Source organism: Klebsiella sp. 10-1 (assembly GCF_009758445.1).
Lineage (GTDB): Bacteria > Pseudomonadota > Gammaproteobacteria > Enterobacterales > Enterobacteriaceae > Klebsiella > Klebsiella scottii.
On the sequence record NZ_WQRE01000001.1, the window covers coordinates 744,104 to 760,216 of the forward strand.

Here is a 16,113-nt window from a genome sequence, read left to right on the forward strand (position 1 = left end):
GCTACTTCTGAAACCATTTGCTATAGATGGTCTGGTAAGTCCCATCTTTTTTCACTTTTTCCAGCGCAGCGTTAAATTTCTGCTGCAGCTCGGTATTGCCCTGACGAAGCGCAATGCCAAGGCCGGTACCGAAGTAGTCTTTATCCGTCACTTTATCGCCCACTGCCGCCAGCTTCGGATTGCTCTTCAGCCATTCGGTGACCACGGCGTTGTCGCCAAATACGGCATCAATGCGGCCGTTTTGCAGATCCAGCTTCGCATTCTGGTAGCTGTCGTACGGAACGGTGGTGATTTCCGGATGCTTGTCGTTAATGAACTTCTGGTGGGTGGTTCCGTTCTGGACGCCGACCTTTTTGCCCTTCAGCTGTTCGATGCTGGTAAATTTGCCCTGCTGGCCAACGAACAGCGCGGAGTTTTCATAGTAAGGCGTGCTGAACAGCACCTGCTTTTCGCGCTCAGGCGTAATGTCCATCCCGGCCATCACCGCGTCGAAGCGACGGAATTTCAGGCCAGGGATCAGGCTGTCAAAAGCCTGGTTGGTAAAGGTACAGGTGGCATCGATCTCTTTGCACAGCGCGTTAGCCAGATCGACGTCAAAACCGACGATTTTGTTGTTAGCGTCGGTCGTTTCAAACGGAGGATAGGACGCCTCGGTGGCAAAACGGATGGTCTGGGCTGCGGTAGCAGAAAGGCTCATGCTGGCCAGAAGCGCGGCAATCAGTACTTTTTTCATCGTCATTTCCCCGAAAAACATCAATGTGAAAGATAGTTTTTAAACGCGTCGGTCTGCGGATGCGCGAAGCAGTCAGCATTCCCTTGTTCAACGATATGGCCATTTTCCATATACACCACGCGGCTGGCCGTTTTACGCGCCACTTCCACTTCGTGGGTGACGATGACCTGCGTAATGCCGGTGCCCGCCAGCTCGCGGATAATGCTGACGATCTGGGCGGTAATTTCCGGATCGAGCGCCGCCGTTGGCTCATCAAACAGCAGCACCTGCGGCTCCATCATCAGCGCGCGCGCAATGGCGACGCGCTGCTGCTGACCGCCGGAGAGGTGCAGAGGATAGCGGTCGCTGTAGGGTTTCAGGCGTAAACGTTCCAGCAGCTTCTCGGCGCGGGCCAGAGCACTCTCTTTGCTCAGACCCAGCACGCGGCAGGGGGCTTCAATCAGGTTTTGCTGCACGGTCAGGTGCGGCCACAGATTGTACTGCTGGAAAACCATACCGACGTTCTGGCGCAGCTCACGGATGGCTTTGTCAGACGGCGCTTTGGTGAAGTCGAAGTGGTTACCGGCGATATGTAGCGTGCCGGAACGCGGCATCTCCAGCAGGTTGAGTACGCGAAGCAGCGAGCTTTTCCCGGCGCCGCTCGGGCCGAGCAGCACCAGCGTTTCCCCCTGCGGGCAATCCAGCGTGATGTCGAACAGCGCCTGGTGCGCGCCGTAGAAGCAGTTAATGCCGTTTAGTTTAATACTCATCTGGGCTGTCTGATACGAATAGCTATTGAGGCCGCAAATACTACCTTTGACAGAATAGTTATGCAATATTTATGCGTTAAAAGTTAAATGTAACCCGCATTTACCTCTAAACTTAGCACAAAATATGGGTTCGTGGGGGCGGCGGGAGCAAATGTCGGCATTACCTAAGGAAATACCGACATTTTACCGGGGGTATCGTTTCAGTAGAGCAGGTTCAGCGCCCTTATCCGCGTTTTTCGAGACTCTGTTGCAGTGAACCCGCCGGCGCATGGGCGTTAATCCCGAGGTAGCGAACATCATCTACCGCCCAGCACTGGCCTTCCTGAATCATCAGCACTTCATCTTTCCAGCTTTGGCTGCCCTGGCTGAACTCAACGCGCAGCGGAATATTGCGCGCATCGCGGTTCGGGATGGTGGATGCGCTGGCGACTTCCGCGCTATCAGCCGGGGTGGCCGAACTGGAGAACGGGTTGGACTGCAGCACAGCGCTGCGTGACGGGTCCTGACGCGCGTCGTTGAGCAGTTTAGCCAGATCGTCGCTCAGGTAGGGACGCAGTGCCGTCAGGTCGTTATTGCGGTGCTGGATCTGATAATCATAAAATTTTTGCGCAACCGCATCCGGGCCGCCTTCGATGCAGGGACCGCTGCGGGTGCCGTTATCTTTATAGGCCGGCGTGACGGTGGTACAGGCGCTAAGTACCAGCGCGCAGGGGATAATAAAGGCCATGATTTTGTAGCGCATAATGATTTCCTTATAAGCTCACTACGTTAAAATATCCATTCAAGCATAGCGTATCGATACGGGAATGTGCTTGACTCTCAGAGCTAACACCTTGAACGCTAAAGAAGGAGCTTTATGATGCAATTTTCCACTACCCCAACCCTCGAAGGGCAGCCTATCGTGAAATACTGCGGCGTTGTGACGGGGGAGGCGATCCTCGGCGCGAACGTGTTTCGCGACTTCTTCGCCAGCATCCGCGATATCGTCGGTGGCCGCGCGGGGTCCTATGAAAAAGAGCTGCGCAAGGCGCGGGAGATAGCGTTCGGAGAAATGGGCGAGCAGGCAAAGGCGCTGGGCGCCAACGCGGTAGTCGGTATTGATATCGATTATGAGACGGTGGGCAAGGATGGCAGTATGCTGATGGTCACCGTCAGCGGCACGGCGGTGCAGACCCGGTGAGGATGCGCCCTGGCCCGATCGCGGCGATGCTGGCGCTGCTGCTGGTGGGCTGCTCGGCGGAAAAGGGGATTATCGATCGCGACGGCTACCAGCTGGATACCCGCCATCCGGCGCAGGCCGCCTACCCGCGGGTGAAGGTATTGGTCATTCACTATACCGCCGATGATTTTGACGTATCGCTGGCGACCTTGACCGACAATCAGGTGAGCTCCCACTACCTGATCCCTGAACAGCCGCCGCTGCACCGCGGTAAGCCGCGCATCTGGCAGCTGGTGCCGGAAGAGGATCTGGCCTGGCATGCGGGTATTAGCTTCTGGCGCGGCAGTACGCGTATTAACGACACCTCAATCGGCATTGAGCTGGAGAACCGCGGCTGGCAGAAAGAGGCGGGGGTGAAAAGCTTTACGCCGTTTAGTCCGGCGCAGATTAATGCCTTGATTCCCCTGGCGAAGGATATTATCGCCCGCTACCACATTGCGGCGCAAAACGTGGTTGCCCATGCCGATATTGCCCCGCAGCGCAAGGACGACCCTGGGCCGCTGTTCCCCTGGCGCCAGCTGGCTGAGCAGGGCATTGGCGCATGGCCGGATGGCGACCGGGTCGCCTTTTATCTTAACGGTCGCCCGACCTGGCAGCCGGTCGATAGCGCAGAGCTGCTGGATATACTCGCCCGCTACGGCTATCAGGTGACGCCGGAGATGACGCCAGCGCAGCAGAAACGGGTGATTATGGCATTTCAGATGCATTTCCGGCCGGCGCGCTGGGATGGCGTCGCCGATGCTGAAACCCAAGCCATCGCCGAGGCGCTGCTGGAGAAATACGGCCAGGGTTAATTCGACGCTAGCGGTGCAGCTTACCGTGATCTTTCAGCCAGGCGGCGGTGCGGATAATCCCCTCATCCAGCGTCACCACCGGCCGGTAGCCTAGCTCTTCCTCAGCGCGGGAAATATCGAGGGTAAAATCAAAGTTCAGCTTGGAGACGCCGTAGTGGGTAAAGGCCGGCTCCTTGGCTGACTTATTGCCAAAATGCTCCATGCTGCGGGCGATGATATCCAGCATCGGATAGGGGACCGAGCGGATACGGCACTTTATTCCCAGCTCATCAATCAGCTTTTGCACAATGCTGCGCAGGGTGCGCGGTTCGCCGTTGGTGATATTCCACGCCCGCGCGGAAGGCAGGTGGTCGCACTGCGGCTGGCTGGCGAGCCACATCGCGTGCACCGCGTTTTCATAGTAGGTCATATCAACCAGCGCGCTGCCGCCGCGGGGCAGCATCACGCTGCCGTAGTGCTGCATCATCTGCGCAAGGCGGGGGATGAACACTTTGTCATGGGCGCCGAACAGACTCTGCGGGCGCAGGATGGCAAAGCGGGTATTTGGGTTCGCCTGTGCCAACAGATTAATCACCTCTTCGCTCGCCGCCTTGCTGCGGGCAAACTCGTTGGCAAAGCGGTGCGGGCGGAAATCTTCCCGCACGTCGCGATGGTGGTGATAATCAAAATAGAGCGAAGGAGAGGAGATATGAACGAAGTTGCGTACGCCCCAGGCCACGGCCCATTCGCCAAGGCGACGGGTGGCGCGGACGTTGGCTAAATCGAAGGCCTGCTGCGTGCCCCACGGCGAGGTAAAGCTTGAACAGTGCCATAGGGTATCGATACCGGCGAGCATCACCTTGGCCTGGGATGAAACCAGTTCGGTTAAATCTGCGGGTACAAACTCGGCGCCCATTTTGCTCAGAAGCTTGCCCATCGCTTCGTTTCGCCCGGTCGCTCTTACGCTGATGCCTTTGTTACGCAGATATTCCACCGCGTTGCGGCCTAACCCGCTGGTCGCACCGGTAACCAGTACCTTCATATCAACCTACTGTCCCAGAAAAGAATTTCGTGCGCATTTTTCCGTGATTCTCCTCACGATGCAATGAGAATGATAGCAGAATGACGTATATGCTTCCTATTTGCCTGTGATTTGCTCTGCCTGCCGGGCAATGCGCCGCGCCATGCCGCGAAAGATAAACAGATGGGCGGGGATCATCAGCAGCCAGTAGAACAGCCCGGGCATACCGTGAGGATGCCACCAGGCCCGGACGTCAAGCTCGCGGCGATCGCCTTTATCGCTCAAGGTAAAGCTCAGGCGCCCCAGGCCGGGTGCCTTCATGCCGAAGAGCAAGGTGAGCTGCTTTTCCGGTTCGACAATGATCACCTTCCAGCTGTCTACCGCATCGCCGGTTTGCAGGAGGTCACGCGACGGTCGGCCTTTTGCCAGACGATGGCCCACCAGCAGGTCCATAGCGCCGCGGATCTTCCACAACGCGTTGCCGAAGAAGTAGCCCTCTTTGCCGCCGATTTGGTTGACGACCTGCCAGATTGCCGCCGCGCTGGCGGACGTGCTGACCGTACAGCCGGCCTGCTTAGGGTAATAGCCATATTCCGGCCGCCAGCGGGCGAAGGCCTGTGCGTCGTAGCCCCAGTCGCTGGAGTTAACTAACTGCTCCTCTTCTTTAAGCGTGCGGCGCACGGCTTCGTCAAATGAGATTAGCGCCTGGGGGATCAGCGCCCGCAGCGCGCGATCGTCGGCGATCAGATCGTGCTTCAGCCCCTGAATCAGCGCCTTCGCGATGGTGGGCGGAACCGAAGTAATCACGTTGAGGAACCACACCGAAATCCAGCGGGTGGGGAAAGGGATCGGGATCAGCAGGCGATGCTTGCCGCTGACCGCCATAAAGCGGGTGAACTGCTGCTGATAGCTTAACATTTCCGGTCCGGCGGCTTCGAAGACGCGATGTTCGCTGGCCGGGTGGTAGAGCAACTGCACCAGATAATAGAGCAGATTTTCGAGATCGATCGGCGTGGTGCGCGAGCGCACCCAGCGCGGAGGGGTTAAAACCGGCAGGTTGTAGACCATATCGCGCATCACCTCGAACGCAGCGGAGCCGGCGCCCACGATGATACCTGCCCGCAGCTCGGTGACCGGCACGCCGGATTCGCGCAGAACGTCGGCGGTAACCTGCCTGGCGCGCAGATGGTCAGACTGTTCCGCCGCCGGTACCTGCAGCGAGCTGAGGAATATCAGCTGCTTTACCGGCGTCGCGCGCAGCGCGTCGCGCACGTTTTGGGCCACCTCGCGTTCGTGCCGAATAAAGTCACCGCCTTCGCCCATTCCGTGCACCAGATAGTAAACGGTATCCGCCTGCGCCAGCAGATCAGAGAGCCCCTGGGGCCGGGTCAGGTCGATGGGATGACAGCTTACCCCCGGGAGATTGCGTTTCTTTAGCCGCTCAACGTGGCGCGCCGCCGCCAGCACGGAATAGCCCCGATCGCTCAATGCCTGCACCAGATGCTGGCCGATATAGCCGCTGGCGCCGAGCACCAGAATAGGTTGCGACACGCCTGACTCCTTAGCGGTTCAAAAATTCCTGCCAGTAGCCAACGACTTCCGCCAGCTGCTGACGGTTGACGTCGAGGTGGGTGACCAGACGCACAACCGGCGAGGCGTTGATCAGTACGCCGCGCTGCTGCATAAACGCCCCCAGCGCCCGGGCCTGCTCATCGCCAACGCGCACGAACAACATGTTGGTATCGTGGCGGGTAACGTCAGCGCCGATGGCGCGCAGCTGTCCGGCCATCCATGCGGCGTTGTCATGATCTTCCTGCAGGCGCGCGACGTTATTTTGCAAAGCGTACAGGCCCGCAGCCGCCAGAATTCCGGCCTGGCGCATGCCGCCGCCGACCATTTTACGCCAGCGGGTGGCGCGGCGAATGTAGTCGTGGCTGCCGACCAGCAGCGAGCCCACCGGGGTTCCCAGCCCCTTCGAGAGGCAGATAGTGAAGGTGTCGCAGTATTGGGCGATATCGCGCAGCTCGCAGCCGTAATCGACCACCGCATTAAAGATGCGCGCGCCGTCAACGTGCAGCGCCAGGCCGCGTTCGCGGGTAAACTCCCACGCCTCTTTGAGGTATTCGCGCGGCAGCACCTTGCCGTTATGGGTATTTTCGAGGCTCAGCAGGCGAGTGGGGGCAAAATGGATATCGTCAGGCTTAATCTTTGCCGCGACCTTATCCAGCGGCAGGGTGCCATCCGCCGCCGCGTCGATGGGCTGCGGCTGAATGCTGCCGAGCACCGCCGCCCCGCCGGCTTCATACAGATAGTTATGCGCGCCCTGGCCGACGATATACTCTTCACCGCGCTGGCAGTGGCTCAGCAGGCCCACCAGATTCGCCTGGGTGCCGGTCGGTAGGAACAGCGCCGCCTCTTTCCCGGCCAGCTCTGCGGCGTAGCGCTGGAGCTCGTTAACGGTCGGGTCATCGCCATAAACGTCGTCGCCGACCGGGGCTGACATCATGGCATCCAGCATGGCGCGCCCCGGGCGGGTTACGGTATCACTGCGGAGATCTATCACGGCATTTCCTTGTTAATGTTTCATCCTTCACGCTGTATCCGCGTTAGCCGCGTGAACCACCTCTGCGGGGCCTTCGATGCATCATGAATGATGGTATGTGTGGGCTTAAAAGGATGTTTTACCTGAGCCAGTTGGTTTTCGCCAGTTCGATAACTTCATCCCCGCGTCCGCTGATGATGGCGCGCAGCATATACAGGCTGAAACCCTTAGCCTGATCCAGCTTAATTTGCGGCGGGATCGCCAGCTCTTCCTTAGCGACCACCACGTCGACCAGCACCGGGCCGTCGGTGCTAAACGCGGTTTGCAGCGCGTCGTCGACCTCAGAGGCTTTTTCGACGCGAATGCCCTTAATGCCGCAGGCTTCGGCGATGCGGGCGAAGTTAGTGTCGTGCAGCTCCGTACCGTCGGTCAGATAGCCTCCGGCCTTCATCTCCATCGCCACAAATCCCAGCACGCTGTTGTTAAAAATCACGATTTTTACCGGCAGCTTCATCTGCGCCAGCGAGAGGAAGTCGCCCATCAGCATGCTGAAGCCGCCGTCGCCGCACATCGCGACGACCTGCCGCTCAGGCGCCGTTGCCTTGGCGCCAATCGCCTGCGGCATAGCGTTGGCCATTGAGCCGTGGTTAAACGAGCCGATCAGCCGGCGCCTGCCGTTCATTTTCAGATAGCGTGCGGCCCAGACGGTTGGCGTGCCGACGTCGCAGGTGAAAATGGCGTCGTCAGCGGCGAAGCGGCTAATCTGCTGCGCCAGGTACTGGGGATGAATGGCCTTATCGCTCGGCTTAGCCAGATCGTCGAGCCCTTTACGCGCCTCGCGGTAGTGCTCAAGCGCTTTGTCGAGGAAGCGACGATCCGTCTTCTCTTCCAGATGCGGCAGCAGCGCTTTTAAGGTCGATTTGATATCGCCGATCAGCGCCATATCGACTTTGCTGTGCGCGCCGATGCTGCCGGGATTGATATCAATCTGAATGATTTTTGCGCTGCTGGGGTAGAAAGGCCGGTAGGGAAACTGGGTGCCGAGAAGCACCAGGGTATCGGCGTTCATCATCGTGTGGAAGCCGGACGAGAAGCCGATCAGCCCGGTCATCCCGACGTCATAAGGGTTGTCGTACTCAACGTGCTCCTTGCCGCGCAGGGCATGGACGATGGGCGCCTTGAGCCTGGCGGCGAACTCCACCAGCTCCGCATGGGCTCCGGCACAGCCGCTGCCGCACATCAGAGCAATGTTGCTGGAATAGCGCAGCAGCTGCGCCAGACGAGCTATTTCTTCCGCCGGTGGCGTCACCTCCGGCAGCGGGGCGGAGTACCAGTGGCTGCTGGCGCCTTCCGGGGCGGCTTTCAGCGCCACGTCTCCCGGCAGTACCACGACCGAAACGCCGCGGTTGAGGACCGCTTTGCGCATGGCGATGGCCAGCACCTGCGGGATCTGTTCCGGCGTGGAGACCAGCTCACAATAGTGGCTGCATTCGCGGAACAGCTCCTGCGGATGGGTTTCCTGAAAATAGCCGCTGCCGATTTCGCTGGAGGGGATATGGGCGGCAATGGCAAGAACGGGAACGTGGTTGCGGTGACAGTCAAAAAGACCGTTGATCAGATGGAGGTTGCCCGGGCCGCAGGAGCCTGCGCATACCGCCAGTTCACCGGTAAGCTGGGCTTCGGCGCCCGCGGCAAACGCGGCAACTTCTTCGTGACGCGTTGGCATCCAGGCAATCGTACCCATGCGGTTCAGGCTGTCGCTCAATCCGTTGAGTGAATCGCCGGTGACGCCCCAGATGCGCTTCACGCCGGCCTGTTCAAGAGTTTTCGCTACGTATGCGGCCACGGTTTGTTTCATGGTTCTCCATCTCCTTTATGTGATAACGCTTACAAGCTTAGATGAAACTCATCGTTACGCCCGCATTCCCCTCCTATTTTCAGCTGGTATTATTGCGCGAAAATTCCGCATAATCTGTTACCACTAAAAGAGTAAACAGGAATCATTTCAAATGGTTAAATCTCTGTTAAATGCTGTTAATAAAATGCTAAGTCACGACGATTTTGGCAAACTCTTGTTACGACTTGCCGTGGGCGGGCTGATGCTGTTCCACGGGCTGCATAAGCTGTTTGACGGCGTGGCGGGGATCGGCGGGATGCTGGTGGCGAAGGGATTGCCTGAGTTTATTGCCTATGGCGTGCTGGTGGGGGAAGTGCTGGCGCCGTGCCTGTTGATTCTGGGGATCCTCACCCGTCCGGCGGCGCTGGTGCTGGCATTTACCATGATTGTGGCGTGGCTGATGGTCGGTATGGGAGAAACCTGGCAGCTGGATAAAACCGGCGCGTGGGCGATTGAGAGTCTGGTCTATTTCTTTGTTGGCGCGCTGGCGATTGCCTTTATGGGCGCCGGTCGCTACTCGCTGGTAAAAGACCCGGCGTGGAAATAAAAAAAGCCCCGCCGAGGCGGGGCTTGCCGTTAAGGATTGTTCCCCGCTAAGCCAGAACCAGATCGCCCAGCGGGTGGCAGGAGCAGGCCAGCACGTAGCCGTCGGCGATCTCCTGCCCGGTCAGCGTCATGGTGCTGCTGACCGTATAGTCGCCGGCAACGACTTTGGTTTTGCAGCAGCCGCAGACGCCGGCACGGCAGGCGACGGTAACCGGAACCTTGTTGCTTTCCAGCGCCTCCAGCAGGGTGGTGCCTACCGGCGCATAAAACTCTTTTGCCGGCTGGAGCCTGGTAAATTTAAGTCCGCTGGTCGCCGCCTGGGCGACCGGAGTAAAGAACTTCTCTTTAAAGAAGCGCGTCACGCCCAGCGCGCTGACTTCCCGCTCAACCATTTCCATATAAGGCGCAGGCCCGCAGGTCATCACGGTACGCGAGGCCAGATCTGGTACGCTTTTCAGCAGATCGGCGGTCAGGCGACCGGCGACAAAACCGTGGGTGGCGTTGTTTTCCGCCACCAGGGTTACCGCATACTGGCGCCACTCTTCGGCGAAAATCACATCCTGCGGCGAACGTACGTTGAAAATAACCTGCACATCCGCCTCGGGACGGTACTTCGCCAACCAGCGACGCATCGACATAATCGGCGTCACGCCGCAGCCGGCGGCTAGCATCAGGAAACGGTCCGCCGGTTTATCTTCACAGGTAAAATCCCCCATGGCGTCGGACAGCCAGATGTAGTCACCGCGCTTGACGTCACGGGTTAACCACTGAGAGCCGGCACCGTCATCAATACGGCGCACGGTCAGCGTAATGTACTCGCTGACGCCCGGCGTAGAGGAGATCGTGTAGGCACGCAGCGTATCCGCCGAATTGCGTACGCTGACCAGTGCATACTGCCCGGCCTGATAGGGATAGTAATCGTGGCACAGCAACGATACCGTCCAGACGTCCGGGGTTTCCTGATGGATGTGGTGTACCTGCATCCGCCACGGGCACTGATTGGTTGGCATAGTCATTCGTTCGCTCCTTACGCGCTCAACAGTTGCTGCATGTCTTGTTCAACGGTAGTCACAGAGCGCAGGCCAAATTTCTCATTGAGAATAGCCAGCAGGTCCGGGGTGAAGAAGCCCGGTGCTGTTGGGCCGGTGACGATGTTTTTCACGCCGAGGGAGAGCAGGGTCAGCAGGATCACGATCGCTTTCTGTTCGAACCAGGAGAGCACCAGCGACAGCGGCAGGTCGTTCACGCCGCAGCCCAGTTTTTCAGCCAGGGTGACGGCCAGAATAATCGCCGAGTAGGCATCGTTGCATTGACCGGCATCCACCAGGCGCGGCAGGCCTTCGATATCACCGAAGTCCAGCTTATTGAAGCGATATTTACCGCAGGCCAGGGTCAGGATCAGGCAGTCATCCGGAACGCTGGTGGCAAAGTCGGTGAAGTAGTTACGCTCGCCGCGCGCGCCGTCACAGCCGCCGACGAGGAAGATATGGCGCAGTTTTTCGCGGCTGACCAGGTCGATCAGCGTATCCGCCGCGCCCAGCAGGGTCTGGCGGCCGAAACCAACGGTGATCAGATGCGGAATTTCGCTATACGGGAAGCCCGCCATCTGCTGCGCCTGAGCGATCGCCGGAGCAAAGTTTTCGCCTTCCAGGTGGCTCACGCCCGGCCAGCCGACGATGCTGCGGGTCCAGATACGATCGTCATAGGCGCCAACGGTAGGATCGATGATGCAGTTAGAGGTCATCACGATAGGGCCAGGGAAACGGGCAAATTCAACCTGCTGATTCTGCCAGCCGCTGCCGTAGTTACCGACCAGGTGTTTGAATTTACGCAGTTCAGGGTAGCCGTGCGCCGGCAGCATTTCGCCGTGGGTATAGACGTTAACGCCGGTTCCTTCGGTTTGTTCCAGCAGGTTATACAGATCTTTCAGGTCGTGGCCGGAGATCAGGATGCACTTACCTTCAACCGATTTCACGTTGACCTGAGTCGGAGTCGGGTGGCCGTATTTGGTGGTTTCACCGGCGTCCAGAATGCTCATGACCTTAAAGTTCATCTGGCCGATTTCCATTGAGCACTCCAGCAGAGCGTTCAGGTCGGCAGGCCAGGTGCCCAGCCACGCCATAATTTTGTGGTACTGAGCGTAGATAGCGTTGTCGTACTGGCCCAGAACGTGAGCGTGCTCCATATAGGCCGCGGCGCCTTTCAGGCCGTACAGGCACAGCAGACGCAGGCCGAGAATGTTTTCGCCGATGTCCGGTTTGTCTTTATTCGGGGTAAATTCTGCCGCCTGACGCTGCAGGTCGCCCAAATCGTCGCTAACCAGCTGCAGGCTGGCCATTGGGTTGTCCACCGCCGCGCTGGCGTCAATGTTCAGACACCGGGCCTTCAGCGCATCGCGCATCGCGATGGCTTCACGCGCGTAGCCAACGATACGCGGGGAGTCGAAGTTAACGTTGGTCAGCGTGGAGAAGAAAGCACGCGGCGCAAAGTTATCAATTTCATGATCAATGATGCCATATTCACGGGCTTTAACGGCCCAGGCGGACAGACCTTGCAGGGAGGCAATCAGCAGATCCTGCAGATCGGAGGTTTCGGCCGTTTTACCGCACATACCCTGCGCGTAAGAGCAGCCGTTCCCCGCCGGAGTACGGATGGTTTGTTCACATTGCACACAAAACATGGTCACACCTTTTTTAAAGTTATATTTTAGATACATGTTTAAGGTTATGCCCGAGCGCGCGGGGATTAAAGGTATTTCTGGCACAATTTACAGGGAGATTGATTTAGCGCAATTTTGGCGGTAGATGACTACCGCCACAGGGGTATTAAGCGGAGAAAAAGGCCATCAGCACGGGCACCAGCAGGCTCAGGATAAAGCCATGAACAATAGCCGCCGGCACGATTTCGACGCCGCCGGAGCGCTGTAATACCGGAAGCGTAAAGTCCATCGAGGTCGCACCGCAGAGGCCTAATGCCGTTGAGCGGCTGCGGCGAACCAGGCCGGGAATAAGCATAATCGCCAGCAGCTCACGGGCAAGATCGTTAAAGAACGCGGCGCTGCCAATAACCGGCCCGTAGGATTCGGTCAGCAGGATCCCTGATAGCGAATACCAGCCAAAACCTGAAGCCATTGCCAGGCCGGTCTTTAGCGGCAGGTCAAGAATAAAGGCGTTGATCATCCCGCCGAGTAATGAGCTGACCATGACGACGACCGCAACAATCATTCCCCGACGATTAAGCACTATTTGCCGCAGGGTCATTCCGTTATTGCGCAGCTGAATACCAATCAGGAACAGCAGGAAGATCAGCGTATATTCGCTGGCTTCGGTGGCGTGCTGCAGAAATGACAAACCGCTTAAACCAATCAGGAAACCAATAAGTACGACGCCGCACAGCTGCAGCGATTCCATTGCCATCGCCACGCGCGAAGGTAATTTTTCCTGCCGATGCTGGCTGCGCCACGGCATCTTCTGCTCGAGCCACATTAATGCCGCAATATTACACAGCATAATAATGACGACGCTGACCGCAGCATAATGAAGAATGGCAAGCAGGTTGCTGGCTAAATTGTCGAGGAAGGCGAGGCTAATCCCCATGAAAAAGAGGATAACGTAGACAATCCAGCTCAAAAGCCGCGTGATAACTTTAAGGGCTACCGGCTGACGGAGTGGAATGATATAGCCGATAACCAACGGCAACAGAATGATTAATAATCCCGAAAACATGAACGTCCTGGTCCTTGCAGAATGAAAATAGCGCCACTGACACTACCCAAATCATTGAACCGAGTAAAGCCGTCGCCAAAAAGAAAGGCCCGGCATAGCCGGGCCTGAGCACGAGTTCCTGGGGAGACTAGCTGCGTTTTTCCAGCAGCGTGCGGTACAGCACGCCGCCGAGGATCCCGCCGATGATCGGCATAACCCAGAACAGCCACAGCTGCTGCAGCGCCCAGCCGCCCTGGAAGATAGCGACCGCGGTGCTACGCGCCGGGTTGACGGAGGTATTGGTCACCGGAATGCTGATGAGGTGGATTAAGGTCAACGCCAGGCCAATGGCGATCGGTGCAAAGCCCGCCGGAGCGTTTTTATCCGTTGCGCCGTGAATAACCAGCAGGAAACCGCAGGTCAGAACAATTTCGATGACAATCGCCGAAAGCATTGAGTAGCCGCCCGGTGAGTGTTCGCCAAAGCCGTTAGACGCAAAGCCGCTGGCCGCTGCGTCAAAGCCCGCTTTACCGCTGGCAACCACGTACAGAACGCCGGCAGCAATAATACCGCCAACCACCTGGGCGATAATATAACCGATTACGTCTTTTGCCGGGAAACGGCCGCCGGCCCACAGGCCTAAGGTCACCGCCGGGTTAAAGTGCCCGCCGGAAATATGGCCCACGGCAAACGCCATCGTTAATACGGTTAAACCAAAGGCCAGAGCGACCCCGGCAAAACCTATTCCCAGCTCAGGGAATGCTGCTGCAAGAACCGCGCTACCGCAGCCACCGAACACAAGCCAGAATGTACCAAAACATTCCGCTGCTAATTTTCTAAACATAACCACCTCAAATAATAATGTTAATGAGCACGGTTAACGTGCCGATCTTTATTTATCAACTAAAGGATGAAGATAAAAATAAAGCGCCGCTATTTTATGGACGATCGTCATCCTGTAACCAGTTAAATAAATAGATGTAATTTGATTTAGGGCAAGGTGATGTTAATCCTTATACCATTCATTGTGCAAGAAAAGAGTAGTACAAAAATAATAGTTCTAACCACTGCGCCGAATGAATTATTTTTTAAACAAATACCCTTATCAATAACCATATAGAAAACGTTTTTATTCGCCCCTGTTGATATTGGCGTTTGCGGCAGTGTCATGTTCCAGCATGTGTCGCTATACTGCTGATAACTGAAGGAGAAAGTGGTTACTGAGCGGAGGGGATATGCTTCTTGAACGCGTGGAGATCGTCGGTTTTCGCGGTATCAATCGTTTATCATTGATGCTGGAGCAAAATAACGTGCTGATCGGCGAGAATGCGTGGGGAAAATCCAGCCTTCTGGATGCCCTGACGCTGCTCTTGTCGCCAGAGTTCGAACTTTATCATTTTGTCCGGGATGATTTCTGGTTCCCGCCCGGCGACGTGCAGGGACGCGAACACCATCTGCACATCATTCTCACCTTCCGCGAGAGCGAGCCTGGGCACCATCGGGTGCGGCGCTTTCGCCCGCTCAGCAGCAGCTGGGTACCCTGTGATGACGGCTATCAGCGAATTTTCTATCGTCTGGAGGGTGAGCTGGCCGATGATGGCAGCGTGATGACGCTACGCACCTTTATCGACGGCAAAGGGGAAGCGCTGGAGCTGGAGGATATTGACGAGATCGTGCGCCATCTGGTGCGCCTGATGCCGGTCCTGCGCCTGCGCGATGCCCGTTTTATGCGGCGCATTCATAACGACAGCGTGCCGCACTCTCCGCAAATTGAGATCACCGCCCGCCAGCTTGATTATCTCTCCCGCGAGCTGGTGAGCCATCCGCAAAACTTAACCGACGGCCAGATCCGTCAGGGGCTGTCGGCCATGGTGCAGCTCCTTGAACACTATTTTGCCGAGCAGAGCAGCGTGCAGTCCCGCAACCGCCTGATGCGTCGGCATTCGCACGATGAGCAGCGCAGCTGGCGCTATCTGGATATCATCAACCGGATGATTGATAAGCCGGGCGGACGGAGCCACCGGGTAATCTTACTGGGGCTGTTTTCTACTCTGCTGCAGGCTAAGGGCACGGTCCGGCTCGACCGCGACGCGCGGCCGCTGCTGCTGATTGAAGACCCGGAAACGCGGCTGCACCCGATTATGCTCTCCGTCGCCTGGCATCTGCTCAATCTGCTGCCGCTGCAGCGCGTGACCACTACCAACTCCGGCGAGCTGCTGTCGCTGACCCCCGTTGAGCACGTCTGCCGGCTGGTGCGCGAATCGTCGCGAGTCTCGGCCTGGCGGCTTGGGCCGGGGGGAATGAATGCCGAAGACAGCCGGCGCATCGCTTTTCACATTCGCTTCAATCGCGCGTCGTCGCTGTTTGCCCGCTGCTGGCTGCTGGTGGAAGGGGAGACCGAGACCTGGGTAATCAACGAACTGGCCAGACAGTGCGGGCATCACTTTGATGCGGAAGGGGTGAAGGTCATCGAGTTTGCCCAGTCGGGATTAAAACCGTTGATTAAATTCGCCCGGCGGATGGGAATTCAATGGCACGTTCTGGTTGATGGCGACGAAGCGGGGAAGAAATACGCCGCGACGGTGCGCAGCCTGCTTAACGACGATCGCGATCTGGAGCGCGACCATCTGACGACGCTACCGGCGCTGGACATGGAACACTTTATGTATCGCCAGGGCTTTAATGATGTCTATCATCGGGTGGCGCAGCTGCCGCCAAACGTGCCGATGAACATGCGGCGGGTGATCACCAAAGCTATCCATCGTTCATCAAAACCGGATCTGGCGATTGAAGTGGCGATGGAAGCCGGGAGGCGCGGGGTTGAATCCGTGCCGGCGCTGCTGAAAAAAATGTTCTCCCGCGTGCTGTGGCTGGCGCGTGGCCGGGCGGATTAAGTGCGCTAACGGTAAGGATGCATCAAATTCAGGGT

Annotated in this window: 15 protein-coding genes; 4 read left to right on the forward strand and 11 right to left on the reverse strand. The window is 57.7% G+C overall.

Annotation, left to right across the window (positions count from 1 at the left end):
* Position 1: 1 nt before the first annotated feature.
* The 3 genes from artI to GO007_RS03525 all read right to left on the reverse strand — a co-directional run bounded on the left by artI (position 2) and on the right by GO007_RS03525 (position 2,224).
* Positions 2-733: an arginine ABC transporter substrate-binding protein ArtI gene (gene artI, locus GO007_RS03515; protein ID WP_095098014.1), complete on the reverse strand. Its 732-nt coding sequence runs from the start codon at positions 731-733 to the stop codon at positions 2-4.
* Positions 734-753: 20 nt separating this feature from the next.
* Entirely contained in the window at positions 754-1,482 is a 729-nt protein-coding gene (gene artP, locus GO007_RS03520; protein ID WP_095095563.1) for an arginine ABC transporter ATP-binding protein ArtP, read from the reverse strand.
* 223 nt (positions 1,483-1,705) lie between these two features.
* Complete coding sequence (locus GO007_RS03525) at positions 1,706-2,224, reverse strand: lipoprotein (protein ID WP_095095566.1); 519 nt, start codon at positions 2,222-2,224, stop codon at positions 1,706-1,708.
* Positions 2,225-2,341: 117 nt separating this feature from the next.
* Here GO007_RS03525 and GO007_RS03530 point away from each other — a divergent pair, with 117 nt between their 5' ends.
* Both GO007_RS03530 and GO007_RS03535 read left to right on the forward strand, forming a co-directional pair.
* A complete protein-coding gene (locus GO007_RS03530) occupies positions 2,342-2,662 on the forward strand; it encodes a heavy metal-binding domain-containing protein (RefSeq protein ID WP_095098017.1) in 321 nt (106 codons plus the stop codon).
* Between the two features lie 2 nt (positions 2,663-2,664).
* Positions 2,665-3,495, forward strand: a complete 831-nt coding sequence (locus GO007_RS03535; protein WP_095095569.1) for an N-acetylmuramoyl-L-alanine amidase — start codon at positions 2,665-2,667, stop codon at positions 3,493-3,495.
* 7 nt (positions 3,496-3,502) lie between these two features.
* Here GO007_RS03535 and GO007_RS03540 read toward each other — a convergent pair whose 3' ends face one another.
* From GO007_RS03540 to poxB, 4 genes are all read right to left on the reverse strand, one after another.
* Positions 3,503-4,516, reverse strand: a complete 1,014-nt coding sequence (locus GO007_RS03540; protein ID WP_095095573.1) for an NAD-dependent epimerase/dehydratase family protein — start codon at positions 4,514-4,516, stop codon at positions 3,503-3,505.
* Between the two features lie 96 nt (positions 4,517-4,612).
* Entirely contained in the window at positions 4,613-6,046 is a 1,434-nt protein-coding gene (locus GO007_RS03545; protein ID WP_095095577.1) for a DUF2867 domain-containing protein, read from the reverse strand.
* Positions 6,047-6,056: 10 nt separating this feature from the next.
* Entirely contained in the window at positions 6,057-7,058 is a 1,002-nt protein-coding gene (ltaE, locus tag GO007_RS03550) for a low-specificity L-threonine aldolase (protein WP_095095580.1), read from the reverse strand.
* Between the two features lie 118 nt (positions 7,059-7,176).
* Complete coding sequence (gene poxB, locus GO007_RS03555; RefSeq protein ID WP_095095583.1) at positions 7,177-8,895, reverse strand: ubiquinone-dependent pyruvate dehydrogenase; 1,719 nt, start codon at positions 8,893-8,895, stop codon at positions 7,177-7,179.
* A 151-nt stretch (positions 8,896-9,046) separates the two neighbouring features.
* Here poxB and GO007_RS03560 point away from each other — a divergent pair, with 151 nt between their 5' ends.
* Complete coding sequence (locus GO007_RS03560) at positions 9,047-9,481, forward strand: DoxX family protein (RefSeq protein WP_095095585.1); 435 nt, start codon at positions 9,047-9,049, stop codon at positions 9,479-9,481.
* 46 nt (positions 9,482-9,527) lie between these two features.
* Here the strand turns inward: GO007_RS03560 and hcr are convergent, their stop codons facing one another.
* The 4 genes from hcr to aqpZ form a co-directional block, all read right to left on the reverse strand.
* Complete coding sequence (gene hcr / locus GO007_RS03565) at positions 9,528-10,496, reverse strand: NADH oxidoreductase (protein ID WP_095095588.1); 969 nt, start codon at positions 10,494-10,496, stop codon at positions 9,528-9,530.
* A gap of 11 nt (positions 10,497-10,507) precedes the next feature.
* Positions 10,508-12,160 (reverse strand): hydroxylamine reductase, encoded by a 1,653-nt coding sequence (gene hcp / locus GO007_RS03570; RefSeq protein WP_095095591.1) that lies wholly within the window; start codon positions 12,158-12,160, stop codon positions 10,508-10,510.
* A gap of 145 nt (positions 12,161-12,305) precedes the next feature.
* A complete protein-coding gene (locus GO007_RS03575) occupies positions 12,306-13,205 on the reverse strand; it encodes a LysO family transporter (protein WP_095095594.1) in 900 nt (299 codons plus the stop codon).
* A gap of 127 nt (positions 13,206-13,332) precedes the next feature.
* Positions 13,333-14,028: an aquaporin Z gene (aqpZ, locus tag GO007_RS03580; protein ID WP_041144770.1), complete on the reverse strand. Its 696-nt coding sequence runs from the start codon at positions 14,026-14,028 to the stop codon at positions 13,333-13,335.
* A gap of 391 nt (positions 14,029-14,419) precedes the next feature.
* On the opposite strand from aqpZ, the gene GO007_RS03585 reads away from it, so the two are divergent.
* Complete coding sequence (locus GO007_RS03585) at positions 14,420-16,078, forward strand: ATP-dependent endonuclease (protein WP_095095597.1); 1,659 nt, start codon at positions 14,420-14,422, stop codon at positions 16,076-16,078.
* Positions 16,079-16,113 lie beyond the last annotated feature (35 nt).